Annotated in this window: 26 protein-coding genes; 11 read left to right on the top strand and 15 right to left on the bottom strand. The window is 63.1% G+C overall.

Annotation, left to right across the window (positions count from 1 at the left end; all coding sequences use genetic code 11):
• Nucleotides 1-13: 13 nt before the first annotated feature.
• Nucleotides 14-802 carry a hypothetical protein gene (locus tag VNZ93_RS21695; protein ID WP_325710226.1) on the bottom strand — a complete coding sequence of 263 codons (789 nt, stop codon included), beginning with the start codon at nucleotides 800-802 and terminating at the stop codon, nucleotides 14-16.
• Nucleotides 803-814: 12 nt separating this feature from the next.
• Nucleotides 815-1,612 carry a hypothetical protein gene (locus tag VNZ93_RS21690; protein ID WP_325710223.1) on the bottom strand — a complete coding sequence of 266 codons (798 nt, stop codon included), beginning with the start codon at nucleotides 1,610-1,612 and terminating at the stop codon, nucleotides 815-817.
• Between the two features lie 89 nt (nucleotides 1,613-1,701).
• On the opposite strand from VNZ93_RS21690, the gene VNZ93_RS21685 reads away from it, so the two are divergent.
• A complete protein-coding gene (locus VNZ93_RS21685; protein ID WP_325710221.1) occupies nucleotides 1,702-2,904 on the top strand; it encodes a TrmJ/YjtD family RNA methyltransferase in 1,203 nt (400 codons plus the stop codon).
• 2 nt (nucleotides 2,905-2,906) lie between these two features.
• Here the strand turns inward: VNZ93_RS21685 and VNZ93_RS21680 are convergent, their stop codons facing one another.
• The 4 genes from VNZ93_RS21680 to VNZ93_RS21665 all read right to left on the bottom strand — a co-directional run bounded on the left by VNZ93_RS21680 (nucleotide 2,907) and on the right by VNZ93_RS21665 (nucleotide 5,188).
• Nucleotides 2,907-3,680: an HpcH/HpaI aldolase family protein gene (locus VNZ93_RS21680; RefSeq protein WP_325710218.1), complete on the bottom strand. Its 774-nt coding sequence runs from the start codon at nucleotides 3,678-3,680 to the stop codon at nucleotides 2,907-2,909.
• A gap of 27 nt (nucleotides 3,681-3,707) precedes the next feature.
• Nucleotides 3,708-4,349: a class I SAM-dependent methyltransferase gene (locus VNZ93_RS21675; protein WP_325710215.1), complete on the bottom strand. Its 642-nt coding sequence runs from the start codon at nucleotides 4,347-4,349 to the stop codon at nucleotides 3,708-3,710.
• 10 nt (nucleotides 4,350-4,359) lie between these two features.
• Nucleotides 4,360-4,674: a DUF1476 domain-containing protein gene (locus VNZ93_RS21670; protein ID WP_325710212.1), complete on the bottom strand. Its 315-nt coding sequence runs from the start codon at nucleotides 4,672-4,674 to the stop codon at nucleotides 4,360-4,362.
• Between the two features lie 61 nt (nucleotides 4,675-4,735).
• The gene (locus tag VNZ93_RS21665; protein WP_325710209.1) at nucleotides 4,736-5,188 is read right to left on the bottom strand and encodes a hypothetical protein; all 453 of its coding nucleotides are present in this window, start codon (nucleotides 5,186-5,188) and stop codon (nucleotides 4,736-4,738) included.
• 301 nt (nucleotides 5,189-5,489) lie between these two features.
• Between VNZ93_RS21665 and purC the strand changes: the two genes are divergently transcribed.
• The 5 genes from purC to purL all read left to right on the top strand — a co-directional run bounded on the left by purC (nucleotide 5,490) and on the right by purL (nucleotide 10,494).
• The gene (gene purC / locus VNZ93_RS21660) at nucleotides 5,490-6,287 is read left to right on the top strand and encodes a phosphoribosylaminoimidazolesuccinocarboxamide synthase (RefSeq protein WP_325710206.1); all 798 of its coding nucleotides are present in this window, start codon (nucleotides 5,490-5,492) and stop codon (nucleotides 6,285-6,287) included.
• A 185-nt stretch (nucleotides 6,288-6,472) separates the two neighbouring features.
• Nucleotides 6,473-7,183 carry an outer membrane protein gene (locus tag VNZ93_RS21655; protein WP_325710203.1) on the top strand — a complete coding sequence of 237 codons (711 nt, stop codon included), beginning with the start codon at nucleotides 6,473-6,475 and terminating at the stop codon, nucleotides 7,181-7,183.
• Between the two features lie 113 nt (nucleotides 7,184-7,296).
• Nucleotides 7,297-7,536, top strand: a complete 240-nt coding sequence (gene purS, locus VNZ93_RS21650; RefSeq protein ID WP_325710200.1) for a phosphoribosylformylglycinamidine synthase subunit PurS — start codon at nucleotides 7,297-7,299, stop codon at nucleotides 7,534-7,536.
• A 16-nt stretch (nucleotides 7,537-7,552) separates the two neighbouring features.
• Complete coding sequence (purQ, locus tag VNZ93_RS21645) at nucleotides 7,553-8,254, top strand: phosphoribosylformylglycinamidine synthase subunit PurQ (RefSeq protein WP_325710197.1); 702 nt, start codon at nucleotides 7,553-7,555, stop codon at nucleotides 8,252-8,254.
• A gap of 2 nt (nucleotides 8,255-8,256) precedes the next feature.
• Nucleotides 8,257-10,494: a phosphoribosylformylglycinamidine synthase subunit PurL gene (gene purL, locus VNZ93_RS21640; protein WP_325710195.1), complete on the top strand. Its 2,238-nt coding sequence runs from the start codon at nucleotides 8,257-8,259 to the stop codon at nucleotides 10,492-10,494.
• Between the two features lie 54 nt (nucleotides 10,495-10,548).
• Here the strand turns inward: purL and VNZ93_RS21635 are convergent, their stop codons facing one another.
• Both VNZ93_RS21635 and VNZ93_RS21630 read right to left on the bottom strand, forming a co-directional pair.
• Nucleotides 10,549-11,265, bottom strand: coding sequence for a hypothetical protein (locus tag VNZ93_RS21635; protein WP_325710194.1), 717 nt, complete (start codon nucleotides 11,263-11,265; stop codon nucleotides 10,549-10,551).
• Nucleotides 11,266-11,345: 80 nt separating this feature from the next.
• Complete coding sequence (locus VNZ93_RS21630; protein ID WP_325710192.1) at nucleotides 11,346-12,068, bottom strand: hypothetical protein; 723 nt, start codon at nucleotides 12,066-12,068, stop codon at nucleotides 11,346-11,348.
• Nucleotides 12,069-12,298: 230 nt separating this feature from the next.
• Here VNZ93_RS21630 and VNZ93_RS21625 point away from each other — a divergent pair, with 230 nt between their 5' ends.
• From VNZ93_RS21625 to VNZ93_RS21615, 3 genes are all read left to right on the top strand, one after another.
• Nucleotides 12,299-12,535: a BolA family transcriptional regulator gene (locus tag VNZ93_RS21625; protein ID WP_325710189.1), complete on the top strand. Its 237-nt coding sequence runs from the start codon at nucleotides 12,299-12,301 to the stop codon at nucleotides 12,533-12,535.
• A 104-nt stretch (nucleotides 12,536-12,639) separates the two neighbouring features.
• Nucleotides 12,640-12,978 (top strand): Grx4 family monothiol glutaredoxin, encoded by a 339-nt coding sequence (gene grxD / locus VNZ93_RS21620; protein WP_325710186.1) that lies wholly within the window; start codon nucleotides 12,640-12,642, stop codon nucleotides 12,976-12,978.
• A gap of 172 nt (nucleotides 12,979-13,150) precedes the next feature.
• Nucleotides 13,151-14,653, top strand: a complete 1,503-nt coding sequence (locus VNZ93_RS21615; RefSeq protein WP_325710184.1) for an FkbM family methyltransferase — start codon at nucleotides 13,151-13,153, stop codon at nucleotides 14,651-14,653.
• Between the two features lie 62 nt (nucleotides 14,654-14,715).
• Here VNZ93_RS21615 and VNZ93_RS21610 read toward each other — a convergent pair whose 3' ends face one another.
• The 6 genes from VNZ93_RS21610 to VNZ93_RS21585 form a co-directional block, all read right to left on the bottom strand.
• Entirely contained in the window at nucleotides 14,716-15,138 is a 423-nt protein-coding gene (locus VNZ93_RS21610) for a hypothetical protein (RefSeq protein ID WP_325710182.1), read from the bottom strand.
• A gap of 149 nt (nucleotides 15,139-15,287) precedes the next feature.
• Nucleotides 15,288-15,905, bottom strand: a complete 618-nt coding sequence (rpsD, locus tag VNZ93_RS21605; protein ID WP_325710179.1) for a 30S ribosomal protein S4 — start codon at nucleotides 15,903-15,905, stop codon at nucleotides 15,288-15,290.
• A 193-nt stretch (nucleotides 15,906-16,098) separates the two neighbouring features.
• Entirely contained in the window at nucleotides 16,099-16,692 is a 594-nt protein-coding gene (locus VNZ93_RS21600; RefSeq protein WP_325710176.1) for a hypothetical protein, read from the bottom strand.
• A 30-nt stretch (nucleotides 16,693-16,722) separates the two neighbouring features.
• A complete protein-coding gene (locus VNZ93_RS21595) occupies nucleotides 16,723-17,292 on the bottom strand; it encodes a hypothetical protein (protein ID WP_325710173.1) in 570 nt (189 codons plus the stop codon).
• Nucleotides 17,293-17,345: 53 nt separating this feature from the next.
• Nucleotides 17,346-18,134 (bottom strand): glutamate racemase, encoded by a 789-nt coding sequence (murI, locus tag VNZ93_RS21590; protein WP_325710171.1) that lies wholly within the window; start codon nucleotides 18,132-18,134, stop codon nucleotides 17,346-17,348.
• 16 nt (nucleotides 18,135-18,150) lie between these two features.
• Nucleotides 18,151-18,957, bottom strand: a complete 807-nt coding sequence (locus VNZ93_RS21585; RefSeq protein ID WP_325710168.1) for an aspartate dehydrogenase — start codon at nucleotides 18,955-18,957, stop codon at nucleotides 18,151-18,153.
• A gap of 121 nt (nucleotides 18,958-19,078) precedes the next feature.
• Between VNZ93_RS21585 and VNZ93_RS21580 the strand changes: the two genes are divergently transcribed.
• The gene (locus VNZ93_RS21580) at nucleotides 19,079-20,059 is read left to right on the top strand and encodes a Bug family tripartite tricarboxylate transporter substrate binding protein (RefSeq protein ID WP_325710165.1); all 981 of its coding nucleotides are present in this window, start codon (nucleotides 19,079-19,081) and stop codon (nucleotides 20,057-20,059) included.
• A gap of 160 nt (nucleotides 20,060-20,219) precedes the next feature.
• On the top strand, nucleotides 20,220-20,588 hold the full coding sequence (locus VNZ93_RS21575) for a response regulator (RefSeq protein ID WP_325710162.1): 369 nt from the start codon (nucleotides 20,220-20,222) through the stop codon (nucleotides 20,586-20,588).
• A gap of 324 nt (nucleotides 20,589-20,912) precedes the next feature.
• Here the strand turns inward: VNZ93_RS21575 and VNZ93_RS21570 are convergent.
• On the bottom strand, nucleotides 20,913-21,374 hold a 462-nt coding region (locus tag VNZ93_RS21570; RefSeq protein ID WP_325710160.1), incomplete at its 5' end, for a hypothetical protein.

The raw sequence follows: 21,374 nt of genomic DNA, 5'->3' as shown, positions 1-21,374 counted from the left end.
GCGTCCGGTCGGCTCACATCCGCCCGTGTTGCAGCTTGGTCAGGTAATTTCCTACAAACCGTTGGGTCCCGACATGGACGATGGTTTCGGTCACCACCGCCCAGATCTCGCCGCCGCAGCCTTCCCTCCAGCGGCGGCAAAATGCCATGTCCTCGCCGTCATAGACTCCTTCGTCGTTCGGCATCGGCTGGAAGCACTGGAGGATGTCTCCCGTCAGTCCAAATTGTCCGTAGGATTGCTCTGTCGATACACAGCACAGCTCCGGGTAGCGCTCCTTGAGGCGATCGAATACCTCGCGCTTGATCAGCAATATCCCGGTGCCCGCATAGCGCACGCGGACACAGGGGCCATCAACGACCAGACTGGTGGGTGGGCGCGGCTCTCCGTCTCTTTTGGTGCCATCGACGAATTCGAGCGAGCTCGCGCTGACGTAGTCAATCGCCACCAGTCGTGCAACGTCGGCATCCGCGATCTCATTGCGCATTTCATAAAGTTTCTCGACATGAAACTGTCGAGCCGGCGACATCGCGCCGACGATTGGCTTGTCCGCCGCGATCATGTGTTCGATCAACGAAGGCGCAAACCCCATATCCGCGTCGACGAAGAGCAGATGTGTGTAGCTCTCGTCCTGCATGACCATGTTCGCGTACACATTGCGCATCAGATGCAGCAGCGAAGCTGACAGAAACTTGTGCTCGAAGCGGATGTCTGGGCGCTTCTCGCGAAAATGCGAGATCAGCCCGATCAGGGACTCGCAGCAGGCCGTGGTGATCTGGCCGCCATAGGCGGGCGTCGCGATCAATATTTTCATGGGCTACGTCCGTCCGTGCTGCAGCTTGGTCAGGTAATTTCCCACAAACCGTTGGGCCCCGACATGGACGATGGTTTCGGTCACCACCGCCCAGATCTCGCCGCCGCAACCCTCGCCCCAGCGGCGACAGAAGGCGGTATCCTCGCCGCAATAATGGCCGTGCTCGTCCGGCATTGAATCGAAACACTGCAGCACGCCGCCCTTGAGGCCGAATTTGCCGTAGGTGTGCTCGATCCATTCGCACCACAATTCCGGATAGCGCTCCCTGATCCGGTCGAACACCTCGCGCTTGATCAGAAGGATGCCTGCGCCCGCGTCGCGCACACGGATGCAAGGACCGTCAACGATCAGATTGGCAGGCGCCTGTGTCTCGCCATGCTTGCCGTCGCCGTCGACCATGATGACGGATCCGGCATTCACGTATTCCATCGCTACGAGGCGCGCGACGGCCGGATCGGCGATCTCCGCGTGGAGCGCATAGAATTTCTCGAGATCCAGATGGCGATGCGGATAGATCGCGCCGACCACCGGCTTGTCCGCCTCGATCATGCGTTCGATCAGCGAGGGAGCAAAACCCATGTCGGCGTCGATGAACAACAGATGCGTATAGCTCTCATCCTGCATCACGAGGTTGGCAAAGACATTCCGGAGGAAAGGCAGGATCGAATGCGAGAGGAACTTCTGTTCGAGCCGGATCTGTGGGTGCTTTTCGGCGAAATGATCGAGCAGTCCGATCAGGGCGTCGCAATAGGTCGTGGTCAGCTGACCACCATAGGCCGGCGTCGCGATCATGATCTTCACGGCGTCAGGGCTCCGAATCGGTTGCGCAAACGATCGCACGCTTTCGCGCGCAGTCGGCGACGGCTATAGCAAGCCCCAGGAGGGCATGCATGCCGGGCGCAGGTACGGACAAGACCAGAAACTGGGTGGCGGAGCCAGCGCCGGTGGTGATTCTCGTCGAGTCGCAACTCGGCGAAAATATCGGGGCCGCTGCGCGCGCCATGGCGAATTTCGGGCTGTCGCAATTGCGTCTCGTCAAGCCGCAGCAGGGCTGGCCGAATGATCGGGCGCGGGTCATGGCGTCCGGTGCGGACCGTATCCTTGAACAGGCCGAGCTGTTCGACACGCTCGCCGATGCCATCGCCGACTGCAACTACGTCGTTGCCGCGACCGCGCGTTCGCACGACCAGGCGAAGCCTGTGATCGGCGCGGACGAGGCGGCGCGGCTTGCGGCACCGCGGATCGCTGCGGGCGAACGGGTCGCGCTGGTGTTCGGCCGCGAACGCAACGGGCTCGAGAACGATGAGGTGGGGCTTGCCGACGCGATCCTGACGCTGCCGGTCAACCCGGCTTTCGCCTCGCTCAATCTTGCCCAGGCGATCGTGATCGCGGGCTACGAGTGGTACAAGCTGCAGATCGGCGGTGCGCTGCCATTCGCTACACCTGACAAGTCGCCCCCCGCACCCAAGGAGCAGCTGATCGCCTTCTTCAACGATCTCGAGAACGAGCTGGAGCGCATCGAGTATTTTCGCCCGCACGAGAAGCGGGGTACCATGACCGTCAACATGCGCAACATCTTCACGCGCATGCAGCCGACCCAGCAGGATATCCGCACGTTGCACGGGATCGTCATGGCGCTGGTCGAAGGCCGCAAAGGTCCGGCACGCGGCGGTCTGCTCGACGGTCCCGAGGCCGAGATGCTGCGCAATCTCCTCGCGCAGCACGGCAAGGCGGACATCGTGCGATCGGATTCGCCCGTGCGGGGGCTTGCGCGGCTGCTTCGCCGCAACCCGACCGACGCGGAACGGGCGTTATGGACGGCGGTCACGTCGGATCGGCGCTTCGCCACCCTCGGGTTCAAGCGGCAGACGCCGATCGGTCCGCATGTGGCCGACATGGTATCGTTTCCGCTGCGGCTGGTTGTGGATGTCACGCCCGACAGCGAGGATGCGAAAGCTTCGGAGGCGCGGCGCCAGAAGCTCGCCTGGATGCGGGAGCGTGACTACCGGATCGTGGAGGTGAGGGCGCACGACATCGCCAGGGATGTCGGTGCGGTGGTCGATACGATCCTTGCTGCGGCCGAGGCCGGCTGACGCTATTTGAGCGCCTTCAGCTGCGCTGCGGCGCCGGCCCGCAGAAAGATGATGTCGCTGCCGACGGTCAGGAACCTGAAACCCGATTTGGCCTTGTTCATCGCGCGTTCGGCATCGCGGCAAAACAGGCCTGGAATCTTCTTGTGGCGGTCGCATGCTGCCAGCACCTTTTCGAGCGCCGCGTCGACTGCCGCAGAATGCGGATCGAGCGTCGCGCCGTTCGACAGGCTGAAGGACAGGTCCGCGGGGCCGACGAACAGCACGTCGATTCCGGGCATCGCCGCGATGGTGTCGAGATTGTCGATCGCGCTTTGGGTCTCGATCATCGCGAAGCTGAGCGTCGTGGTGTTCGCTTCGGGGATGTAGAATTTCTGATCGGGCACGCGCGCGATCATGGCGGCGCGATGCGCGCCGATCGAGCGCTCGCCGACCGGCGGGTATTTTGCGACCTGAACGAAGGCGCGCGCTTCTGCTTCGCTGTTGATCATCGGCGCGATGATGCCCTCGGCGCCCCAGTCGAGCATACGGCTGACCAGCGAATTGTGCCACAGCGGCACGCGAACGACGGGAGCCGCGCCCGCAAGATGGATCTGCGCGACGGCCTGCATCGCCGCAGGCTCGTCCCACATGCCATGCTGCATGTCGACGACCACGGCCTCGAAGCCTTCGCGTGCGATCGCTTCGCACACCAGCGGCTCCGGCAGTCCGCACCATGCCGAGAAAACGGTATCGCCGGCGCGCAGACGGCGGGCGAGCGTAAACGTCTCAGTGGTCATGGGATCGGACTTCCCGGAGGCGAGCGGTTACAGCTTTGCGATGGCAATCTGATAGTCGTCGTGGACCATCCTGTATTGCCCATCGATCGAACGCAGGAACGCATCCACGCCGGGCTTCGGATTGTCCATCGGCTCGGGCATTTCCGCCCAGAGATAATCGTCGAAAATCACGAGCCCGCCGGGCGCAATCAGCGGCCAGGTGAGGGCGCTGTCGGCATAGACTTCGCGGGCACGATGGCCGCCGTCGATATAGGCAATATCGAAACGGCGCTCGGCAACGCCAAGCTGGACAAGGCCATCGACGGAAGTTGCCTTCACCTTTTCCAGCCGCGCGGCAAAAGGCTTCGTGTTGGAATCGAAGCGGCCTTCGACGCCGCGCAGCACCTCGGCATCTTCCGCGGTTTTCGCCGCCGCTTCCTGGTGCTCCTGACCGCCCGCGAAGGTGTCGACGCAGGTCAACCGCATCTGCGGCAGGTAGTTCAGGAAGAACAGCGCCGACCGTCCTTCCCACGAACCGATCTCAAGCATGCGCGCCGGCCGGTCACGGAACGGCGCGAGCAGGGTGATCCAGGTCGGGAAATGCCACGACGTCCAGTCGGTGCTGAACGATTTTCCATCGTACCAGCGTGCCGTTTCCTCGATCGACACCGGCGCCTGCGACGTCTGCATTGCGAGCGCGCTATTTGCCAGCCTGGATCTGCTTCACGGCCTCGGCGAGCAGTTCCTGCATCATGCTGCGGACCTGCTCTTCGGTCGCCTTGCCACTCAGATCCTTCACGACCTTGCGCAGGACGTCGTCGTCGCCTGCTTCCTCAAAGTCCGCAGCGACCACTTCCTTCGAATAGGCGTCGGCATCCGCACCGGTCTTGCCTAGTAGCTCGGCCGCCCACAGGCCCAGCAGCTTGTTGCGGCGGGCGTTGGCCTTGAATTTCAGTTCCTCATCGTGCGCAAATTTCTTTTCGAAGCCTTCTTCGCGCTTGTCGAACGTGGTCATTTTTCCTCGCTGGCAGATAATCTTCAGACATAGGATGCTGGTCGCGGCAGATCAACGGCGCTCAGCAATTGTGGTTCACGAGATAGCGGACGTTGTTCAGCTTGCCGTCCAGCCGTCCGCCGCTGGATGTCGTCATTGACATATTGTCGAGCGGCGCAAAACTTATCGTGCCCTGCTTCAGGTCGACGCAGATATTTGCCTCGTTGGGCGATTTCCACTGGATGCGGGGTTCGATGTCCTGGTCGTAGCTGATCATCGCGATACGCGGCAGCCCGCTCTGTCCTTTGTCGCGGATAAAGACGCGCCATCCGGTGATCTTGCCGCTCTCCTGCTTATTCCCGCTCACGAGATCGACCGGCGTGCCGCCTGGTGCGGGAAAGGCACGGACCTCGCTCACATTCCGGTTCGGATGGTAGATGGTGTTGTCCAGGATCGCGGCTCCGACGAACAGCAGAATCAAAAGCCCGAACAGGCCGCCGATAACGATTCCGACCCATTTGAAGAAACGCTTCATCTGCCCCCTCCGTTGCCGGCGGATTGGAAGACTAGCATAGGGCCAAGTGCCGGAACCATGGCGGATTTGCAGCTACGCGTGCCGGTTGCACGTGGATAACGGGCCCGTCAAGGCCGCCCTATGGCGGGCTTGGCGATTCGCGCAAGTGACCTATATGCCCGACAGCATCAGCGGCGGGCTGCATTGTATCCTGAGCATCGATCGGCTAGGTTGGCCAACGGACCGAACGGCCACCGTCTTACGCGTCGCGCCGTTCGCCCCGCCGCGGACTTAAGAACACCAACAGGAACCCCGGCTTTCGATGGATTTTCACAAAACACGGTACATTCCTATGAGCCGCCGTCGCCGCATTTATGAAGGCAAAGCCAAAGTCCTGTACGAGGGCCCCGAGCCCGGCACCCTGATCCAGCACTTCAAGGACGATGCCACCGCCTTCAATGCGAAGAAGCATGAGGTGATCGAAGGCAAGGGCGTGCTGAACAACCGGATCTCGGAATATGTTTTCCAGAATCTGAATGACATCGGCGTGCCGACGCACTTCATCCGCCGGCTGAACATGCGCGAGCAGCTGATCCGCGAGGTGGAGATCATTCCGCTCGAGGTCGTGGTGCGCAACGTCGCGGCCGGGTCGCTGTCGACGCGCCTCGGCATCGAGGAGGGCACGCAGCTGCCGCGCTCGATCATCGAATTCTACTACAAGAACGATCAGCTCGGCGATCCGATGGTGTCAGAAGAGCACATCACCGCGTTCGCCTGGGCCAATCCGCAGGAGATCGACGACATCATGGCGCTTGCCATCCGCGTCAACGATTTCCTCTCCGGTCTTTTCCTTGGCGTCGGCATCCGTCTGGTGGATTTCAAGATGGAATGCGGGCGGCTCTGGGAAAACGACATGATGCGGATTGTCGTTGCCGACGAGATCTCGCCCGACTCCTGCCGGTTGTGGGACATCAAGTCGGCCGAGAAGCTCGACAAGGACCGCTTCCGCCGGGATCTGGGCGGATTGCTGGAGGCCTATACCGAGGTCGCCAAGCGCCTCGGCATCATGAACGAAGGCGAGCCGCCGCGCGGCACCGGCCCTGTCCTCGTGAAGGGCTGACATCTGTGGCCTGATGGCCGGATTCGAGCGGGAGCCAGGGGCTCCCGCTTTCGTTTCCGGAGGGCGCAGCCTTGTCTTTCCGCGCAGTTCCTTGTGCAAGGCTGTTGTGCCGATCTGCCTGCGCCATCGACACGAGGCTAAAATAGCGCCCCGAATCCGGGCGCTATTTTTTTGGTGGAGACGGCATGCGATCGATCCGAGTGCACATGGCTCTGGCCGCGCTTCTGATTGGCACCGTCGGCGCACAGGCTGCGGATCTGTCCGCGCCGATGCCGGTCAAGTCACCGCCAGCGGTACCGGCCTTCAGCTGGACCGGCCTCTACCTCGGCGCGCATCTCGGTTATGGCTGGAGCCGCACGACCTACTCCGATGCGACCCTGCCGGGCTGGCAGCTTGTCAACAGGCCGGACGGCATCCTTGGCGGTGGGCAGATCGGATACAACCATCAGTTCGGCGCCCTCGTGCTCGGCATCGAGGCGGATATCTCCGCGACGGGAATCGACGGGACCACATACGACGTCGCGCCGTTTGCCGGCGACCGCTACCGCGACCATCTGAAATGGACCGCGACCGTCGTCGGCCGTATCGGCTATGCCTTCGACCGGGCGCTGATTTACGTGAAGGGCGGGGCGGCTTTTGCGCACGCCGACCACGAATACCAGTGGATCGGGACCACGGCCGTCGCGACCGGCGACCGCAACCCCTCGGGCTGGACGGTCGGCGGCGGGCTCGAATATGCGCTGGCGCCGAACTGGTCGGTGCGGGTCGACTACAGTTACCTGGAACTCGACAAGCGCGGCGTGGACCTGGTCGAGCCGAGCTACGCCTGGGTGGCGGACGCCGAGCAGACGGTGCATGCGGTCAAGGTCGGGATCAATTTCCGTCCCTGGCCGTGATGCCGGCCCGGCCGCGCAGGCGCGTCCCAAAAGGCGGCCAGCGCAATTGAGGGACGCAGCGAAGGGTGCTAGGTCGAACCCTGTCCTGGCCCCCGAATCTGCGGTTCCTTCCTATGAAAGCGCGCGTCACGGTTACCTTGAAAACGGGAATTCTCGATCCGCAGGGCAAGGCGATCGAGGGGGCGCTGAAGTCACTTGGCGTATCCGGCGTTGCGAGCGTCCGGCAGGGCAAGGTGTTCGACATCGAGCTTGACGAAACCGACCGTGCCAAGGCTGAAGCCGCGCTCAAGGCCGCTGCCGACAAGCTGCTGGCGAATACCGTGATCGAGAACTATCGCGTCGAGGTTCTCTGAGCTCCATATCAGCACCATGAAATCCGCAGTCCTCGTCTTCCCCGGAATCAATCGCGAGCGCGACATGGCGCGCACGCTCAAGCTTGTGTCCGGCGTCGAGCCCGCGATGGTGTGGCACGCGGAAACCGAATTGCCGGCCGGGACCGATCTCGTGGTCGTGCCGGGCGGTTTTTCCTACGGAGATTATCTGCGCTGCGGCGCGATCGCCGCGCGTGCGCCGATCATGGATGCCGTGCGCGCCTTCGCGGCCAGGGGCGGTCTTGTGCTTGGCGTCTGTAACGGCTTCCAGATTCTCTGCGAGTCCGGACTGTTGCCCGGCGTCCTGATGCGCAACACCCGGCTCAAGTTCATCTGCCACGACGCCTTCCTGCGCGTGGAGCGATCCGACACGCCGTTCACGCGCGGCTATAACGCCGGCCAGGTGATCCGCGTGCCGGTGGCGCACGGCGAGGGCAACTACATTGCCGACGACGAGACCATCAAGCGGATCGAGGGCGAGGGGCGGGTGCTGTTCCGCTATTGCGCGCCCGACGGCACGCTCGGCGACGGCTCCAATATCAACGGCTCGATCAATGCGATCGCCGGCATCGTCAGCGAGGGCGGCAACGTCGCCGGCATGATGCCGCATCCTGAGAACCACGTCGAAAGCATTGTCGGCTCGACCGATGGCCGTGGCCTGTTCGTGGGGTTGGTCTCGCAATTCGGCAAGGCAGCCTGACAATGTCCGTTGCTGAGAGCGGCAAGACCTTGCGTAATGAACCGAAGATCACCCCCGAGCTTGTCGCTGAACACGGGCTCAAGCCCGATGAGTATCAGCGTATTCTCGACCTGATCGGACGCGAGCCGACGCTGACCGAACTCGGCATCTTCTCGGCGATGTGGAACGAGCATTGCTCGTACAAGTCATCGAAGGTGCATCTGCGCGGGCTGCCGACCGATGCGCCATGGGTGATTCAGGGGCCGGGCGAGAATGCCGGCGTGATCGACATCGGCGACGGCCTCGCTGTGGTCTTCAAGATGGAGAGCCACAACCACCCGAGCTACATCGAGCCCTATCAGGGCGCGACCACCGGCGTCGGTGGCATCCTGCGCGACGTGTTCACGATGGGCGCGCGTCCGATTGCGGCGTTGAACGCGCTCTCGTTCGGCGATCCGAAGCATCCGAAAACGCGGCATCTCGTGTCCGGCGTGGTCGCCGGCATCGGCGGTTACGGCAATTCGTTCGGTGTGCCGACGGTCGGCGGACAGACGCGCTTTCACACCCGCTACGACGGCAACATCCTCGTGAACGCGATGGCGGTCGGGCTCGCACGCGCCGACAAGATCTTCTACGCGGCGGCATCCGGCGTCGGCATGCCCATCGTCTATCTCGGCTCGAAGACCGGACGCGACGGCATTCACGGCGCCTCGATGGCTTCGGCGGAGTTCGACGACGATTCCGAGGAGAAGCGGCCGACCGTGCAGGTCGGCGATCCGTTCGCCGAAAAGCTGCTGCTCGAGGCTTGCCTCGAAATCATGGAAAAGGACTGCGTGATCGCGATCCAGGACATGGGCGCGGCCGGGCTCACATGCTCCGCGGTGGAGATGGGCGCGAAGGGCGATCTTGGCGTCACGCTCGATCTCGAAAAGGTGCCGACGCGCGAAGCCGGCATGAGTGGTTACGAGATGATGCTCTCGGAAAGCCAGGAGCGCATGCTCATGGTGCTCAAGCCAGAGAAGGAAAAGGAAGCCGAGGACATCTTCCGCAAATGGGGCCTCGACTTCGCCATCGTCGGCGAGACCACACCGACCAAGCGTTTCCTCATTCGCCATCATGGCGAGACGCTTGCAGACCTTCCGATCAAGGAACTTGGCGATGAGGCGCCGGTCTATAACCGGCCGTTCGTCGAAACGCCGAAGAAGCCGGTGATCGACGCGAAGGACGTGACGCCGCCGCTGTCGAATGCTGACGCGCTGCTGAAGCTGATCGGCGCGCCGGACCTGTGCTCCAAGCGCTGGTTGTGGGAGCAGTACGACCACATCATCGGCGGCAACACCGTGCAGCGGCCCGGCGGAGACGCCGCGGTGGTGCGGGTCGAAGACGGACCGAAAGGTCTCGCGATGACCTGCGACGTTACCCCCCGCTATTGCGAGGCCGATCCGTTCGAGGGCGGCAAGCAGGCGGTCGCGGAGGCCTATCGCAACCTCTCCGCCGTCGGCGCGACGCCGCTTGCGATCACCGACAATCTGAATTTCGGCAATCCCGAGCGGCCCGAGATCATGGGGCAATTCGTGGGCTGCGTGCGCGGCATTTCAGCCGCCTGCAAGGCGCTCGATTTCCCGGTCGTGTCCGGCAATGTCTCGCTCTACAACGAGACCAACGGCCGCGCGATCCTGCCGACGCCGTCCATCGGCGGCGTTGGCGTACTGGCGGATTTCACCAGGTCGGCCAGCATTGCTTTCAAGAACGACGGCGATGCCGTTCTCCTGATCGGCGAAACCACGGGCTGGCTCGGACAGTCGGTGTATCTGCGCGACGTCTGCGGCCGCGAGGAGGGCGCTCCGCCGCCGGTCGATCTTGCGGTCGAGCGGCGTCACGGCGAATTCGTGCGCAAGCTGATCGGCGAGGGCCGCGTGACGGCGGTTCACGATCTTGCCGACGGCGGTCTTGCGGTGGCGCTTGCCGAAATGGCGATGGCGTCCGGGCTTGGCGCGACGCTCGATGCGCCGCAGGGGGCAGCAGCACACGCCGATTGGTTCGGTGAGGATCAGGCGCGTTATGTCGTGACCGCAAAGCCGGACGATGTCGCGGCGGTGGTCGAGGCCGCGCGCGTTGCAGGCGTTGCCGTCCAGGCGATCGGCCGTGTCGGCGGCAAGGCGATCACACTCGGCAACGAGAAGCCGGTGGCCGTGGCCGATCTCGCAAAGCGCTTTGAGTCCTGGCTACCCGATTACATGGCGGGCACGATCGAGCACTAGGTGTTCGGATCTTCGTCCCCGTATGAACGGGGACGAAGCCCGATAGGTCCTCGACTATTGCCGCAGCTCGCCGGTCTGCATCATCGCCTGACGGCAGCCGGGCGAGAGCGCCGAAGCATTGTTGGCGAGGCATTGCACCGCGCGCCCCTGGCCGAGCGGCACGCCCTTGCACAGCACTTTGAAATCCATCGTGCAGAAGCGCCGGATCAGGACCGATTCCCCGAGCCTCGGCTGATGGGTGACCGGCGGCGGCGCGACGTCCGGTGCAACGGCGGCAGGCGCCGCGGCGGGCGGCACAGCGGGTGCGGCCGGACGAGCGGGCGCTGCCGCGGCTTTTGGCGCGGGAGCGGCTTTCGGGGCCGCGGCCTTCGGCGCGGCGGGCTGCCTTGCGGCAGGCTGGGCGGCCGCCGGAGCAGCAGGAGCCGGAGCTGACGCGGCAGGCGCAGGCGCGGGAGCTGCGGCGGGTGCCGCTGCCTTGGGTTCGGCCTTGGGTTCGGGTTTCGGTTCCGGCTTTGCTGCCGCGGGCGCCGGGGCAATCGCATTCAGCGCGCCCTGGCAGCCGCCGGACACCTTCGCCTTGTTCTGCATGAGGCATTCCAGCGCCTCGCGGCCGCCGGGCGTCACGCTGGAACAATTGCGCATGAAGTCGGAGCGACAATTGCTGCGGATCGCATCCTGTTGCGCCTTGGTCGGCGTCTGTGCCTGCACCACCGCCGTCGTAACCGACAGCAGCGCCATGCCCGCCAGCGCGTACGTGCACCACGTCTTCATTGCAGATCAGCTCCCGTTAGAAAATATGGACCCGTGTGTCCCGCGGGCCGCCAAGCCGTATCGCGATATCAATTCGACCGTTAACGCTTGGCCAAAGCTTGCCTGCAGTTGCTCGTCAGCGACGAATGATGGTTCAGCAGGCAGCGCAACACGCGGCTTTGTCCGAAGGTCACGCCCTGGCACAGGAGCGAATGATCTTCCTTGCAATAGCGGTTCACCCATCGCGCTTCCTGCGTCGGCCGCATCGCCGGCAGTTTCAGGTCGGGAGCGGCCGATTCCTTCAGGCCTTCCGGTTGCGTGACCCGGTCCGTGGAAACGACACGCGGCGCGGTCGCTGTGCCGGCAGGTTCTGTCGGCTTTGCCGCAGGCGCGGCTGCGGCCGGTGCCGGTGCGCTTGCGGCCTTGCTGAGTGCGGCCTGACAGGGCGGCGTATGCACCGCAAAGTTCGGGCGCAGGCATTGCACGGATTCATTGCTCCCCGGCACGACGCCCGCGCAGGTGCTCCTGATCTCGGCATGGCAGGCTGAACGAACCTCGGGATAGGGGATTGCGCCCGTCGCCGGACCCGCTGCGGCTGCAGGCTTCTGTGCGGGGGCGGTTGCCCTTTGCTGGGTCGGCGGCTGGGTCCGCTTGGCCGGCGCGTGTGAGGGCGCAGGCCGCGATTGCTGAGGCGGTGGTGGCGGAGGCGGAGCCTCACGCTGTTGCGGTTGCTGGAAGAACGGGAAGAACTGAGCCTGCGCAGCCTGTGTTGCCAGCAGCAACGCCGCGGCGCCGATGACACAACCCAGCGATCCGGTTTTCAAGGTCACCCTCCGCATCATTCTTGTCCTTGATCGCGCCCTGAACGCAGCACGTTCCCTGGCGCGTCCGCTAGCCTCGCGGCGCAGAATAGTCGGCCCCGCGCCTCCCGTCAGCCATCTCCCGGCGAGGGCTGACACGTTTGTCAGCCGACGCAAATCACCATATTTCTACTGTAACCGGAGTCTGCGGTGTGGCCTAAGGTTCCGCCGCTGTAAATCGAGGAGTTTGCCAAATGCCCATGGACGCCGCCGAGATCGAGCGGCTGATCAAGGCCGGAATCCCGGATGCGGAGGTATCGATCCGCGACCTTGCCGGCGATGGCGATCATTATGCGGCAACCGTGCTGGCGGAGAGCTTCCGCGGCAAGTCCCGGGTGCAGCAGCACCAGCTGGTTTACCAGGCGCTGAAGGAGCAGATGGGCGGCGCGCTGCACGCGCTTGCGCTGCAGACGGGCGTACCGGAGAATTGAGGGCAATCGGCGGGTTTCGCCTGTTGCGATGCACCCGTTGCGCCTATATTGGGGCTTGAGCCAGCCGGATCGCCGGACGCGCCCCCGAAGGATCGGATATCTCTATGAGCATCAATCAGTTCATCGACGGTCAGGTAAAGTCCAATGACGTCGTGCTGTTCATGAAAGGCACGCCGCAATTCCCGCAATGCGGGTTCTCCGGCCAGGTCGTGCAGATTCTCGATTATCTGCAGGTGCCCTACAAGGGCGTGAACGTGCTGGAATCGGGCGAATTGCGCGAAGGCATCAAGCAATATTCGCAGTGGCCGACCATCCCGCAGCTCTACGTGAAGGGCGAGTTCGTCGGCGGCTGCGATATCGTGCGCGAGATGTTCCAGGCGGGCGAATTGCAGAGCCTGCTGATGGAAAAGGGCCTGCCGGTTCAGGGCAAGGCGATCGCCTGAAGCTATCGCGTAGCGCGGGTCGGGCCGGGTTATCCTGGCCCGGACGCGTCGTATTTTGCTTGCCTCCGAAGATCGGGGGAAGTGATGGCATCTCATGCACGTTTTTTTGCCCTTAACGAAAAGGCTTTAGCGAAATCTTCCGCTCTTTATTTCCATTCGCGGGAACAGCATCGTGCTCGAACTTAAGCTTCATGATGGTGCGACGCTTGCGGTGCCGAGTAGTCTGCAATCAATTACGACCTACGTCTTGCTTGAGCAGGAACGCTGGTTCGAGAAGGAGATGGAGTTCCTGCAGCATTGGCTGCGGCCGGGAATGACCGTCATCGACATCGGCGCAAATCTCGGCGTCTACAGCATCCTGATGGCGCGTCTGGTCGGTCGGAACGGGCACGTGTTCGCTTATGAACCGGGGAGTGAGACGCGATCGTTCTTGGCGCGAAGCCGCGAACTAAATGCGGTTGAAAATCTTGTCGTTTCGCCGCTTGCATTGTCCGATCGTCGACGAGACGGCTTCCTTGTCTTTGGTTCATCGAGTGAGCTCAATGCGCTTGGGGATTGCGGATCGGGAGAACCCGTGCGCATCGCTAGTCTCGATGAAGAAGATGCGATTCGTGGCTGGTCTTCTCCCGATTTTATCAAGATTGATGCAGAGGGAGAGGAAGAGCGCATCCTCGCTGGTGGACGCGATTTCTTCACGAAACACTCGCCATTGATTATGTTTGAGATCAAGGCAGAAAACAAAATGAATGAAAATCTGCGGCTGCTTTTTCCGAAAATGGGGTATCGTCTATTTCGGCAACTCGGTGATGCGCCGATCCTGCTCAATGTTGACGCGCAGGAACCCTTGGATCCGTACGAACTCAACTTATTTGCCGCCAAACCGGATCGCGTAGGTCTCCTTTCAGAGCAAGGCTTTTTGGTTGATGCAGTGTCGCACTGGTCTCCCGATCTGATTGATCAAACTATCGTAAAGCGTTTCTGCCAGACAATGGAGTCTTTGGCGCCGATCAAGTCCGGCGCCGGCACGCGCGCGGACTCCGAGTATTCTGACTGTCTCGCGGCCTACGCCATGTGGCGGTATGCCGATCAGCCGCTTGAAAGACGCGTTGCAGCTCTCGCGTTTGCGTTGAAAGGACTGAGAGCTCTTTGCTCGCGTGCTCCCACAGCCGAACGCCTCTCGTCGTTAGCGCGCGTCGCATGGGAATTTGGCGCGCGCGCCGAGAGTGTCGCTGCATTGCAGCGTCTGCTCCAGTCGGCTCAGAAAATTCAAATCGGAGAGCCATTTCTTCCGGTGCACTCGCACTTTGACAACATGATATTGAGTGAAGAACGAAATAATTCATTCATATCCGCAGTGGCCGAACAGTTTGAGCGCAGCTCCAACTTTTCTTCGATGTTCGGCGGAGGCTCCGGAGTGTTGCCGTGGCTCTGTACTCAGCCGTTTGTTGGCATCGAAATGGAACGTCGGCGTGTCTTGTGTTTGGCACGTGCCGGTCAACGACCGGCCGTGCCTCCACGACTGTGTAAACTACATTCGGGCCACCGTAATGCGGATATCTGGCGTTCGGGTAAGGTCCCGGGAACCAGCATTGGGCCCTCGAAGTCAGGGCGCAATGAGCCGTGCTCTTGCGGCTCAGGGAAAAAGTACAAGCACTGCTGTGGCTCACATGCATAGGTGCGGTTTGTTACAGGGTAGGTTGCCGAACGCGATCGCCTAAGGCAGCTTCGCTCCGGCCGTCAGGACGGCCGGAACGGATCGCATTTCGCCTGCGTTCCAAAGCGCGGATCGAAATCGAGCGAGCCTCCTGCCATCGGAACGGTGGTGGGCTTCAGCCCTTTGCGGGTGAACTGATCGACCGTGATCGCCTTGTTGTCCCTGGTCGAGCGCAGCCGCACTGGTTCGATCACCTTGCCTTTTTGCGCTTCCGAAAGATCGAGCGCGTAGAGCCCGGTCACCGTGCCCCCGAGACCGAGCTTCTCGATGTTGCGCTTCAGCACAAGCGATTGCGGGGCGTAGATCTCCATCTTCGCGTCGGTGCCCTGGCAGACGAAAATCCGCGTCATCGGCACATCGAGAAAGACGCCGCCGGCGAAAACCGGTGACGCCAGCGACGACAGGATGGTCGCGATCAGCGCTGCGAAAACTGGCCTGCTGAACATATGCTGCGGACCCTTTGAGTCTTTGTGTGCTGGCGCATGCTAGGCGAGGGCGACTTTGCCTTCCATCGCGAGCGCATCACGCATGCGTGTGGAACAAACAAAAAGGCCGCCCGGTAAGGCGGCCTTTTGCATGTCGCGTGCTGAACGGATCAGCGCGAATAGAATTCCACCACGAGGTGCGGCTCCATCTGAACCGGGTAGGGCACCTCGGTCAGCGTCGGGATGCGCAGGAACTTCGCGACCTTCTTGCCTTCATCCACTTCGATGTAGTCCGGCGTGTCGCGCTCGGCGAGCGACTGGGCCTCGAGCACGAGCGCCATTTCCTTCGACTTGTCCTTCACCTCGATCACGTCGCCGACCTTGACCTGATAGCTCGGGATGTTCACCCGGCGCCCGTTCACCTTGACGTGGCCGTGGTTCACGAACTGGCGGGCCGCGAAGATCGTCGGCACGAACTTGGCGCGATAGACGACGGCGTCGAGACGGCGTTCGAGAAGGCCGATCAGGTTCGCGCCGGAATCGCCGCGCAGGCGGATCGCCTCGGTATAGATCGCGCGGAACTGCTTTTCCGAAATGTCGCCGTAATAGCCCTTGAGCTTCTGCTTGGCGCGCAGCTGCACGCCGTAGTCGGAGAGCTTGCCCTTGCGGCGCTGGCCGTGCTGGCCGGGACCGTATTCGCGCCGGTTGACCGGGCTCTTGGGCCGGCCCCAGACGTTCTCGCCCATACGGCGGTCGAGCTTGTACTTTGCTTCAGTGCGCTTGGTCATCGCGTCCTCTTGAAATTGACCAGGTTGAGGAAACGCGCCCTCCTCTGTGCCGGGGAGATCCCCGGAACCGACAGGTCCGGCGGCCAAAGCGGATGGCCGGAACCACGGGTCGCGAAACGAGGAACGGCCCCCACCTTTTCAGGGACTTGGGGGCCGAACCGCGGCCGGTATCTAGAGGGTAGCGGCGGACCTGTCAAATCCGGCGGCCGCGCGCCTCGGCCGACTTGCGCTTGGCGACCGAGCACTGGGTCTTGCCCTGTTTGACGCTCAGCAGCTGCACCTTGAAGTTCCCCAATGCGGCCTGGTTCTGGATGGTATCCGCCCCTTCCTCCTTGGCGAATGGCGCATCGATCGAGCACGTCAGGCCGGCGGGCGACCGCTTGAAGGCGATCGTGACGCGCCGGCCACCGGTCTCGAAGGTTTGCAGGCGAACCAGCTTTCCATCGTCGAAAATCCAGATGACCTCGCCGCCGCGGCCCTTTCTCGGCTTGTTCAGTTCGAATGTGCCGGAGAAGGAATTGCTGCCGCGCGGACGCCCGTCGGCGCCCGTCACCGCAACGGCATGAACCTGATCGATCAAGTTTCCCGGACCGATCGTCAGCGTAATGGTTTGGGTGCTCGTGTTGTTGACGACGCGACCATTGTCGAGGCGGCGGAGCGTTCGATCGTAAACGACCGTCGCGGTCACGACCTGGCCGTCAAGATCCAGAAACGTGACCGGCTGCGCCATGGCCGCTGACGCTGTTACCAGCAGAGTTGCGAGTGCCACCCACACCGGCATCTGCATGCGGGACTCCCTTGTCTTGAATGTGCGATCTCAAGCTTTCGATCTGATCACGCGACAGTCCGAACGGACCGTGGTTGCAGACAGGATCTCGATCTTCTGGCGGTTCGTCTGGGATGTGGTGGCGGTGCCGCCATCGGCGCCTTCTTCCTTCGCGAACGGCGCTTCCACCTTGCAGGCGAAACCGCCATTGGCACGCGTGAAAGACACCGTGATCTTGCGGCCGCCTTTCGCGAAGGTCTGAAGCCGAACGAGGCTGTTGCCGTCGAAGGTGAACAGCATCTCGCCGTGCTGCCATTTCGTCGGCTTGTTCAAGTGCGCCGTTAGGTTTCCGGAGAAGCCGCCGACCTGCCGGCCATCCCTGGTGACAATCTCGATCTTGTAATTCTGGTCGATCAGGTTGTCCGGCAGGAGCTTCAGGGTCATGGTCTGCCGGTTCTCGTTATTGACGATCCGGTTTCCCTGTTCGAGCAGACGCACGGTCTGGGCGTAGGTGAATGAGGCGGTCACCGTGTGGCCCTCGAGCTGCTTGTACGTTACCTCTTGCGCCATTGCGGCAGTCGAGGACGCAAGCAAAGCCACCGCACCAAAAATGCGTTTCATCGCCATCCCCCCGTCGCGGCGGCTCGGTTCAATCGGCTGCGCGCGCGTATATCTCAGCACAACAACTGAAACTTGTGGAGGGCCTGCGCGAGTTCGGAGGAGGGAGGTTGGGCTGAGGTGAACACCATGCGGCCCGCCTCGGGCGCCGCCCCCGGTTTGGAGGGACCGAGCAGATCGACCACGCGGCGCGCGATGGCCGGTGCCGGATCGACCAGGGTCACAGGCCATGGGGCGACGCGGGCGAATTGCGCGTCGAGCAGCGGGTAATGCGTGCAAGCCATGACAACCGTGTCGGTGCGCAAGCCATCGCGTTCGACAAAGCACGGCGCGATTTCGTCGAAGATATCGGCGTCGTCCACCATCTCGCCGCGGAGCAGTGCTTCCGCGAGCACCGCAAGGCGCCGCGATCCGACCAGCGTCACGTCGCAGCCCTGACCGAAATCCGCGATCAGTTTCCTTGTGTACTCGCGCGTCACCGTGGCCTCGGTGCCGAGCACCGAAACGAGGCGGGTCTGCGAGGCCGCGCAGGCGGGCTTGATCGCGGGGACCGTCCCGACAAACGGCACCGAGAAGCGCTCGCGCAAACGCGTGAGCACGAGCGTCGATGCCGTGTTGCATGCGATCACGACGAGGTCGGGCCGATGCGCATCGATCAGCGATCCCATCACCGACACGACGCGATCGCTCAGTTCGGATTCGGACAACCGGCCATACGGAAAGCCGGCGTCATCCGCGGCATAGACAAAGCGCGCATCCGGACGCAGCGGCACGATCTCGCGGAAGACGGTCAGTCCGCCTAGCCCGGAATCGAAGACGAGGATGGTGGGAGATTGCGATGTCAAACGCGTGTCCTGGCCGTCATGTGCCGACGCTGAGCGGCGCACCGAGTTTACGGAGCGCGGCAAGCACCGACAACGCGACGATGCGGCCGGTCTTCGGATTTTCCGACGGCACGTTTTCGATCGACAGGCGGAAGCGCGCGGAGTCTGCCTCCACTTCAATGTCGTGACAGTTGCGGGTCACGGCCGGATCGGCCCAGATATCGATCCGGGTGCGGTCGGGGCCTATACCGGCGAGCGACAATGCGGCGGCGACATTCACGTTGGCCGGGAAGCCTGCGGCCGCTTCCCGCGCGCTGCCGGAAAAGACACGTTTGGCCTCGGTCAATCCGTCGACCGAGATGCCGTTCTTTTCGAGATAGGGCGCGCCCTTCAATCCGGCGGGCGGCTTGCGCGTCGTCATCTGCACGGACGTGATCTCGCCCTCGGCCGCGGCTACGACGGCGTCGAGGCCGAGCAGCGCGCCGGTCGGCACGATGATCCGGCCGCCCTTGGCCTTGGCGAGGTCCAGGATCTGCGGACGCGGCAGCAATGCGCCGCAGCTGAGGACGATCACCGACTTGCCGGCCTCCAGCATCGGGCGGCAGATGTCCTCGATGATCGCGGCGGGCGCGCATTCGACCGCGATATCGGCGCGGGCCGGGAACTCGCTGAGCGGCACGATCGGGCAGGCGATCCCCTCGGCGTCGAGAAAGGCCTGGGCCTTGGCCCGGTCGCCGGCCGCGGCACAGGCGAGTTTCAGCCCGGGCAGGCCCGCATTGAGCTTGCGGGCCAGCATGCGGCCGATGGCTCCAAGTCCTGCGATGGCGACGCGAATTTCCGGCATTGTGGTGTGGTTCTCCTGAAGTCAGGGCGCTGTTTACGTCTGCGCCATCATGCCCACAAGGTCCCGCTTGACCCCAACGGCGGCCATGGGCAAGTCTGCCGTAAAATTCAGGGAGGAATTTATGTTCAAGAAGATTGTTCTCGCAGCGGTTGCTGCGGGCGTTGTGGCCGTGTCCGGCCCCGCATCGGCTCAGGATTTTCCGACCCGTCCGATGACCATGATCATCCCGTTCGCGGCGGGCGGACCGACCGATGTGCTCGGCCGCGTGCTGGCGCAGCGCATGAGCGAGGTGCTCGGTCAGCAGGTGGTGGTCGAAAATGTCGGCGGCGCCGGCGGCCAGACCGGCTCCAAGCGCGTCGAGCAGTCGAAACCCGACGGTTACACTTTCGTGCTCGGCACCGTCGGTACGCATGCCCAGAGCCAGACGCTCAGCAAGAAGCCGCTTTATAACGCTGCGACCGACTTCACCCCGGTCGCGCTGGTCGCGGAGGTGCCGATCGCGCTGATCGCGCGCAAGGATTTCCCGGCCAACAATCTCAAGGAATTCGTCGAGTATTCGAAGAAGAACGCCGCGAAGATGCAGTACGGTTCGGCCGGTGCGGGTTCCGCGACGCATCTCGGTTGCGTGGTCGCCAACATGGTGATGGGCACCGACATCGTGCACGTCCCCTACAAGGGCACGGGACCCGCGATGCAGGACCTGCAGGGCGGACGCATCGACTTCCTGTGCGAGATCATCTCGACCGCAAAGCCCCAGATCGATGGCGGCACGGTAAAGGCGATCGCCATCATGACCAAGGAGCGCTCGCCCGCGCTGCCCAATCTGCCGACGGCGGAAGAGCAGGGAACCAAGGGCATGGAAGCCTACACCTGGAACGCGATCTTCCTGCCCAAGGGCACCCCGGAGCCGATCGTGAAAAAGCTCGCGGATGCCGTCAACCAGGCAGCGGATACGCCGGGCGTGAAGGAGAAGCTCGCGGCTCTTGGCGCAGTTGTGGTCGCACCGGACCGCCGTTCGCCGCAATATCTCGACAAGTTCGTGAGGGAAGAGATCGCCAAGTGGCGTGAGCCGATCCTGAAGAGCGGCGCGCAGACCGACTGAGCGCTCAGCGCTGAAGATCTGCATGGCGGCGGATCGCCAGGTCCGCCGCCACTTTTTTTGAACGGCGTTCCCCGATGTGCCACACTGAGCGCGTCCGATTTGAATCGGACGCCGGTACGCGAGGACCGGTCGTCGAAGCGCGGTGAAAGGCGAGGGGGACATGAGTTCGGGCCGCGTGCTCGTCGTTGAGGACGAAGTGCTGATCCGCATGCTCGCGGTCGACATGCTGCTCGATCTCGGGCGCGAGGCCGACGAAGCAGGGACCGCGGCCGAAGCGCTCGAAATGCTGCGCGCGCCGGGGGCGGAATACGCCCTGGTGCTGCTCGATCTCGGTCTTCCCGACAAACGCGGCGACGATCTGGTCCGCGAGATCCGGCAGACGCACGCGAACCTGCCGCTGGTGGTCGCGAGCGGCGAGGATCAGACCGAAGTCACCGCGCGATTGAAAGAGTTCGAACCGATCGGCTTCCTCGGCAAGCCCTTCGATCTCGACGGATTGCAGATCGCGATCGGGAAATTCGCTCCCTGAGCGGGCGGCAGTTACGCAGCGAGAACGGCGACCACCAGCAATGTCGCCGTCGCAAGCACGGCCGCCACGCACAGCGTGATCAGCTGCGCGGCATGCTGGTCGAAGAGCGGGCGGGACAGAGGCAGCATGGCCGATCCTGACGGGTGCGTTCGACAGGGCGCCATGAATCGCGATTCTGCCCCCGCAGGGCGAGTCCTTTATCTGCAGGGGGCATGGTTGACTCTGCTGCTCAGAATCACCCGCGCGTCCCCGCGAAGGCGGGGGACCCAGAGCAAACCAGCTGCCTTCGCGGGAATGAGCGGAGTGTGACGGCGCTCTAAATGATCAGCGCCGCGCATTGTCCGCGACAGCAAATCCGAGTTCGCGTAAGCCCTCACGCGCCTTCGGCGTTATCTGGCCGGAAATGCGGAGTTCCGGACGCCCGAGCCGGTTGGCCCGGATTGCGCTCGACGCATTGGTCATGGCCCGGCTTGTTCCCTCGGTCCAGGAGAGTGCATCGACGGGCCAGATCCCGATGACGGTGCCAGTGGCGGTCTGGTTGAACGGGAAGTCGCCGGCCGACACGAAGCTGACGATCGACTTGTTCTTCAGGTGATAGTCCGCGACCATTTCGGCGTAGCGCCGATTGAACACCGCGGCATCGCGGCGCTGTACGCTGACTGCACGGCGCAGGAAGGCATCGCGTCCGGGAACCGGCACGACTTCAAGCGACGACACCATCGAGGTCATGTCGAGCGGCGTGTAGTTGCGGTTCTGCAGCAGCGCGTCGGCGGTGCCGCGGTCGAG

The organism is Pseudorhodoplanes sp. (assembly GCF_035565795.1).
Taxonomy (GTDB): domain Bacteria; phylum Pseudomonadota; class Alphaproteobacteria; order Rhizobiales; family Xanthobacteraceae; genus Pseudorhodoplanes.
This window is presented reverse-complemented; position numbering and strand designations above follow the sequence as displayed.

What these genes read in the sequence shown, in the direction of transcription:
- purC (WP_325710206.1), top strand. Translation starts at nt 5,490, where the DNA reads ATGGATTTTCACAAAACACGGTACATTCCTATGAGCCGCCGTCGCCGC.
- rpsD (WP_325710179.1), bottom strand. Translation starts at nt 15,905, where the DNA reads ATGACCAAGCGCACTGAAGCAAAGTACAAGCTCGACCGCCGTATGGGC.
- VNZ93_RS21670 (WP_325710212.1), bottom strand. Translation starts at nt 4,674, where the DNA reads ATGACCACGTTCGACAAGCGCGAAGAAGGCTTCGAAAAGAAATTTGCG.
- VNZ93_RS21635 (WP_325710194.1), bottom strand. Translation starts at nt 11,265, where the DNA reads ATGAAGACGTGGTGCACGTACGCGCTGGCGGGCATGGCGCTGCTGTCG.
- VNZ93_RS21585 (WP_325710168.1), bottom strand. Translation starts at nt 18,957, where the DNA reads ATGCCGGAAATTCGCGTCGCCATCGCAGGACTTGGAGCCATCGGCCGC.
- purL (WP_325710195.1), top strand. Translation starts at nt 8,257, where the DNA reads ATGTCCGTTGCTGAGAGCGGCAAGACCTTGCGTAATGAACCGAAGATC.
- VNZ93_RS21685 (WP_325710221.1), top strand. Translation starts at nt 1,702, where the DNA reads ATGCCGGGCGCAGGTACGGACAAGACCAGAAACTGGGTGGCGGAGCCA.
- VNZ93_RS21665 (WP_325710209.1), bottom strand. Translation starts at nt 5,188, where the DNA reads ATGAAGCGTTTCTTCAAATGGGTCGGAATCGTTATCGGCGGCCTGTTC.
- VNZ93_RS21610 (WP_325710182.1), bottom strand. Translation starts at nt 15,138, where the DNA reads ATGTTCAGCAGGCCAGTTTTCGCAGCGCTGATCGCGACCATCCTGTCG.
- VNZ93_RS21575 (WP_325710162.1), top strand. Translation starts at nt 20,220, where the DNA reads ATGAGTTCGGGCCGCGTGCTCGTCGTTGAGGACGAAGTGCTGATCCGC.
- VNZ93_RS21600 (WP_325710176.1), bottom strand. Translation starts at nt 16,692, where the DNA reads ATGCAGATGCCGGTGTGGGTGGCACTCGCAACTCTGCTGGTAACAGCG.
- purS (WP_325710200.1), top strand. Translation starts at nt 7,297, where the DNA reads ATGAAAGCGCGCGTCACGGTTACCTTGAAAACGGGAATTCTCGATCCG.
- VNZ93_RS21680 (WP_325710218.1), bottom strand. Translation starts at nt 3,680, where the DNA reads ATGACCACTGAGACGTTTACGCTCGCCCGCCGTCTGCGCGCCGGCGAT.
- purQ (WP_325710197.1), top strand. Translation starts at nt 7,553, where the DNA reads ATGAAATCCGCAGTCCTCGTCTTCCCCGGAATCAATCGCGAGCGCGAC.
- VNZ93_RS21625 (WP_325710189.1), top strand. Translation starts at nt 12,299, where the DNA reads ATGCCCATGGACGCCGCCGAGATCGAGCGGCTGATCAAGGCCGGAATC.
- VNZ93_RS21655 (WP_325710203.1), top strand. Translation starts at nt 6,473, where the DNA reads ATGCGATCGATCCGAGTGCACATGGCTCTGGCCGCGCTTCTGATTGGC.
- VNZ93_RS21675 (WP_325710215.1), bottom strand. Translation starts at nt 4,349, where the DNA reads ATGCAGACGTCGCAGGCGCCGGTGTCGATCGAGGAAACGGCACGCTGG.
- grxD (WP_325710186.1), top strand. Translation starts at nt 12,640, where the DNA reads ATGAGCATCAATCAGTTCATCGACGGTCAGGTAAAGTCCAATGACGTC.
- VNZ93_RS21580 (WP_325710165.1), top strand. Translation starts at nt 19,079, where the DNA reads ATGTTCAAGAAGATTGTTCTCGCAGCGGTTGCTGCGGGCGTTGTGGCC.
- VNZ93_RS21595 (WP_325710173.1), bottom strand. Translation starts at nt 17,292, where the DNA reads ATGAAACGCATTTTTGGTGCGGTGGCTTTGCTTGCGTCCTCGACTGCC.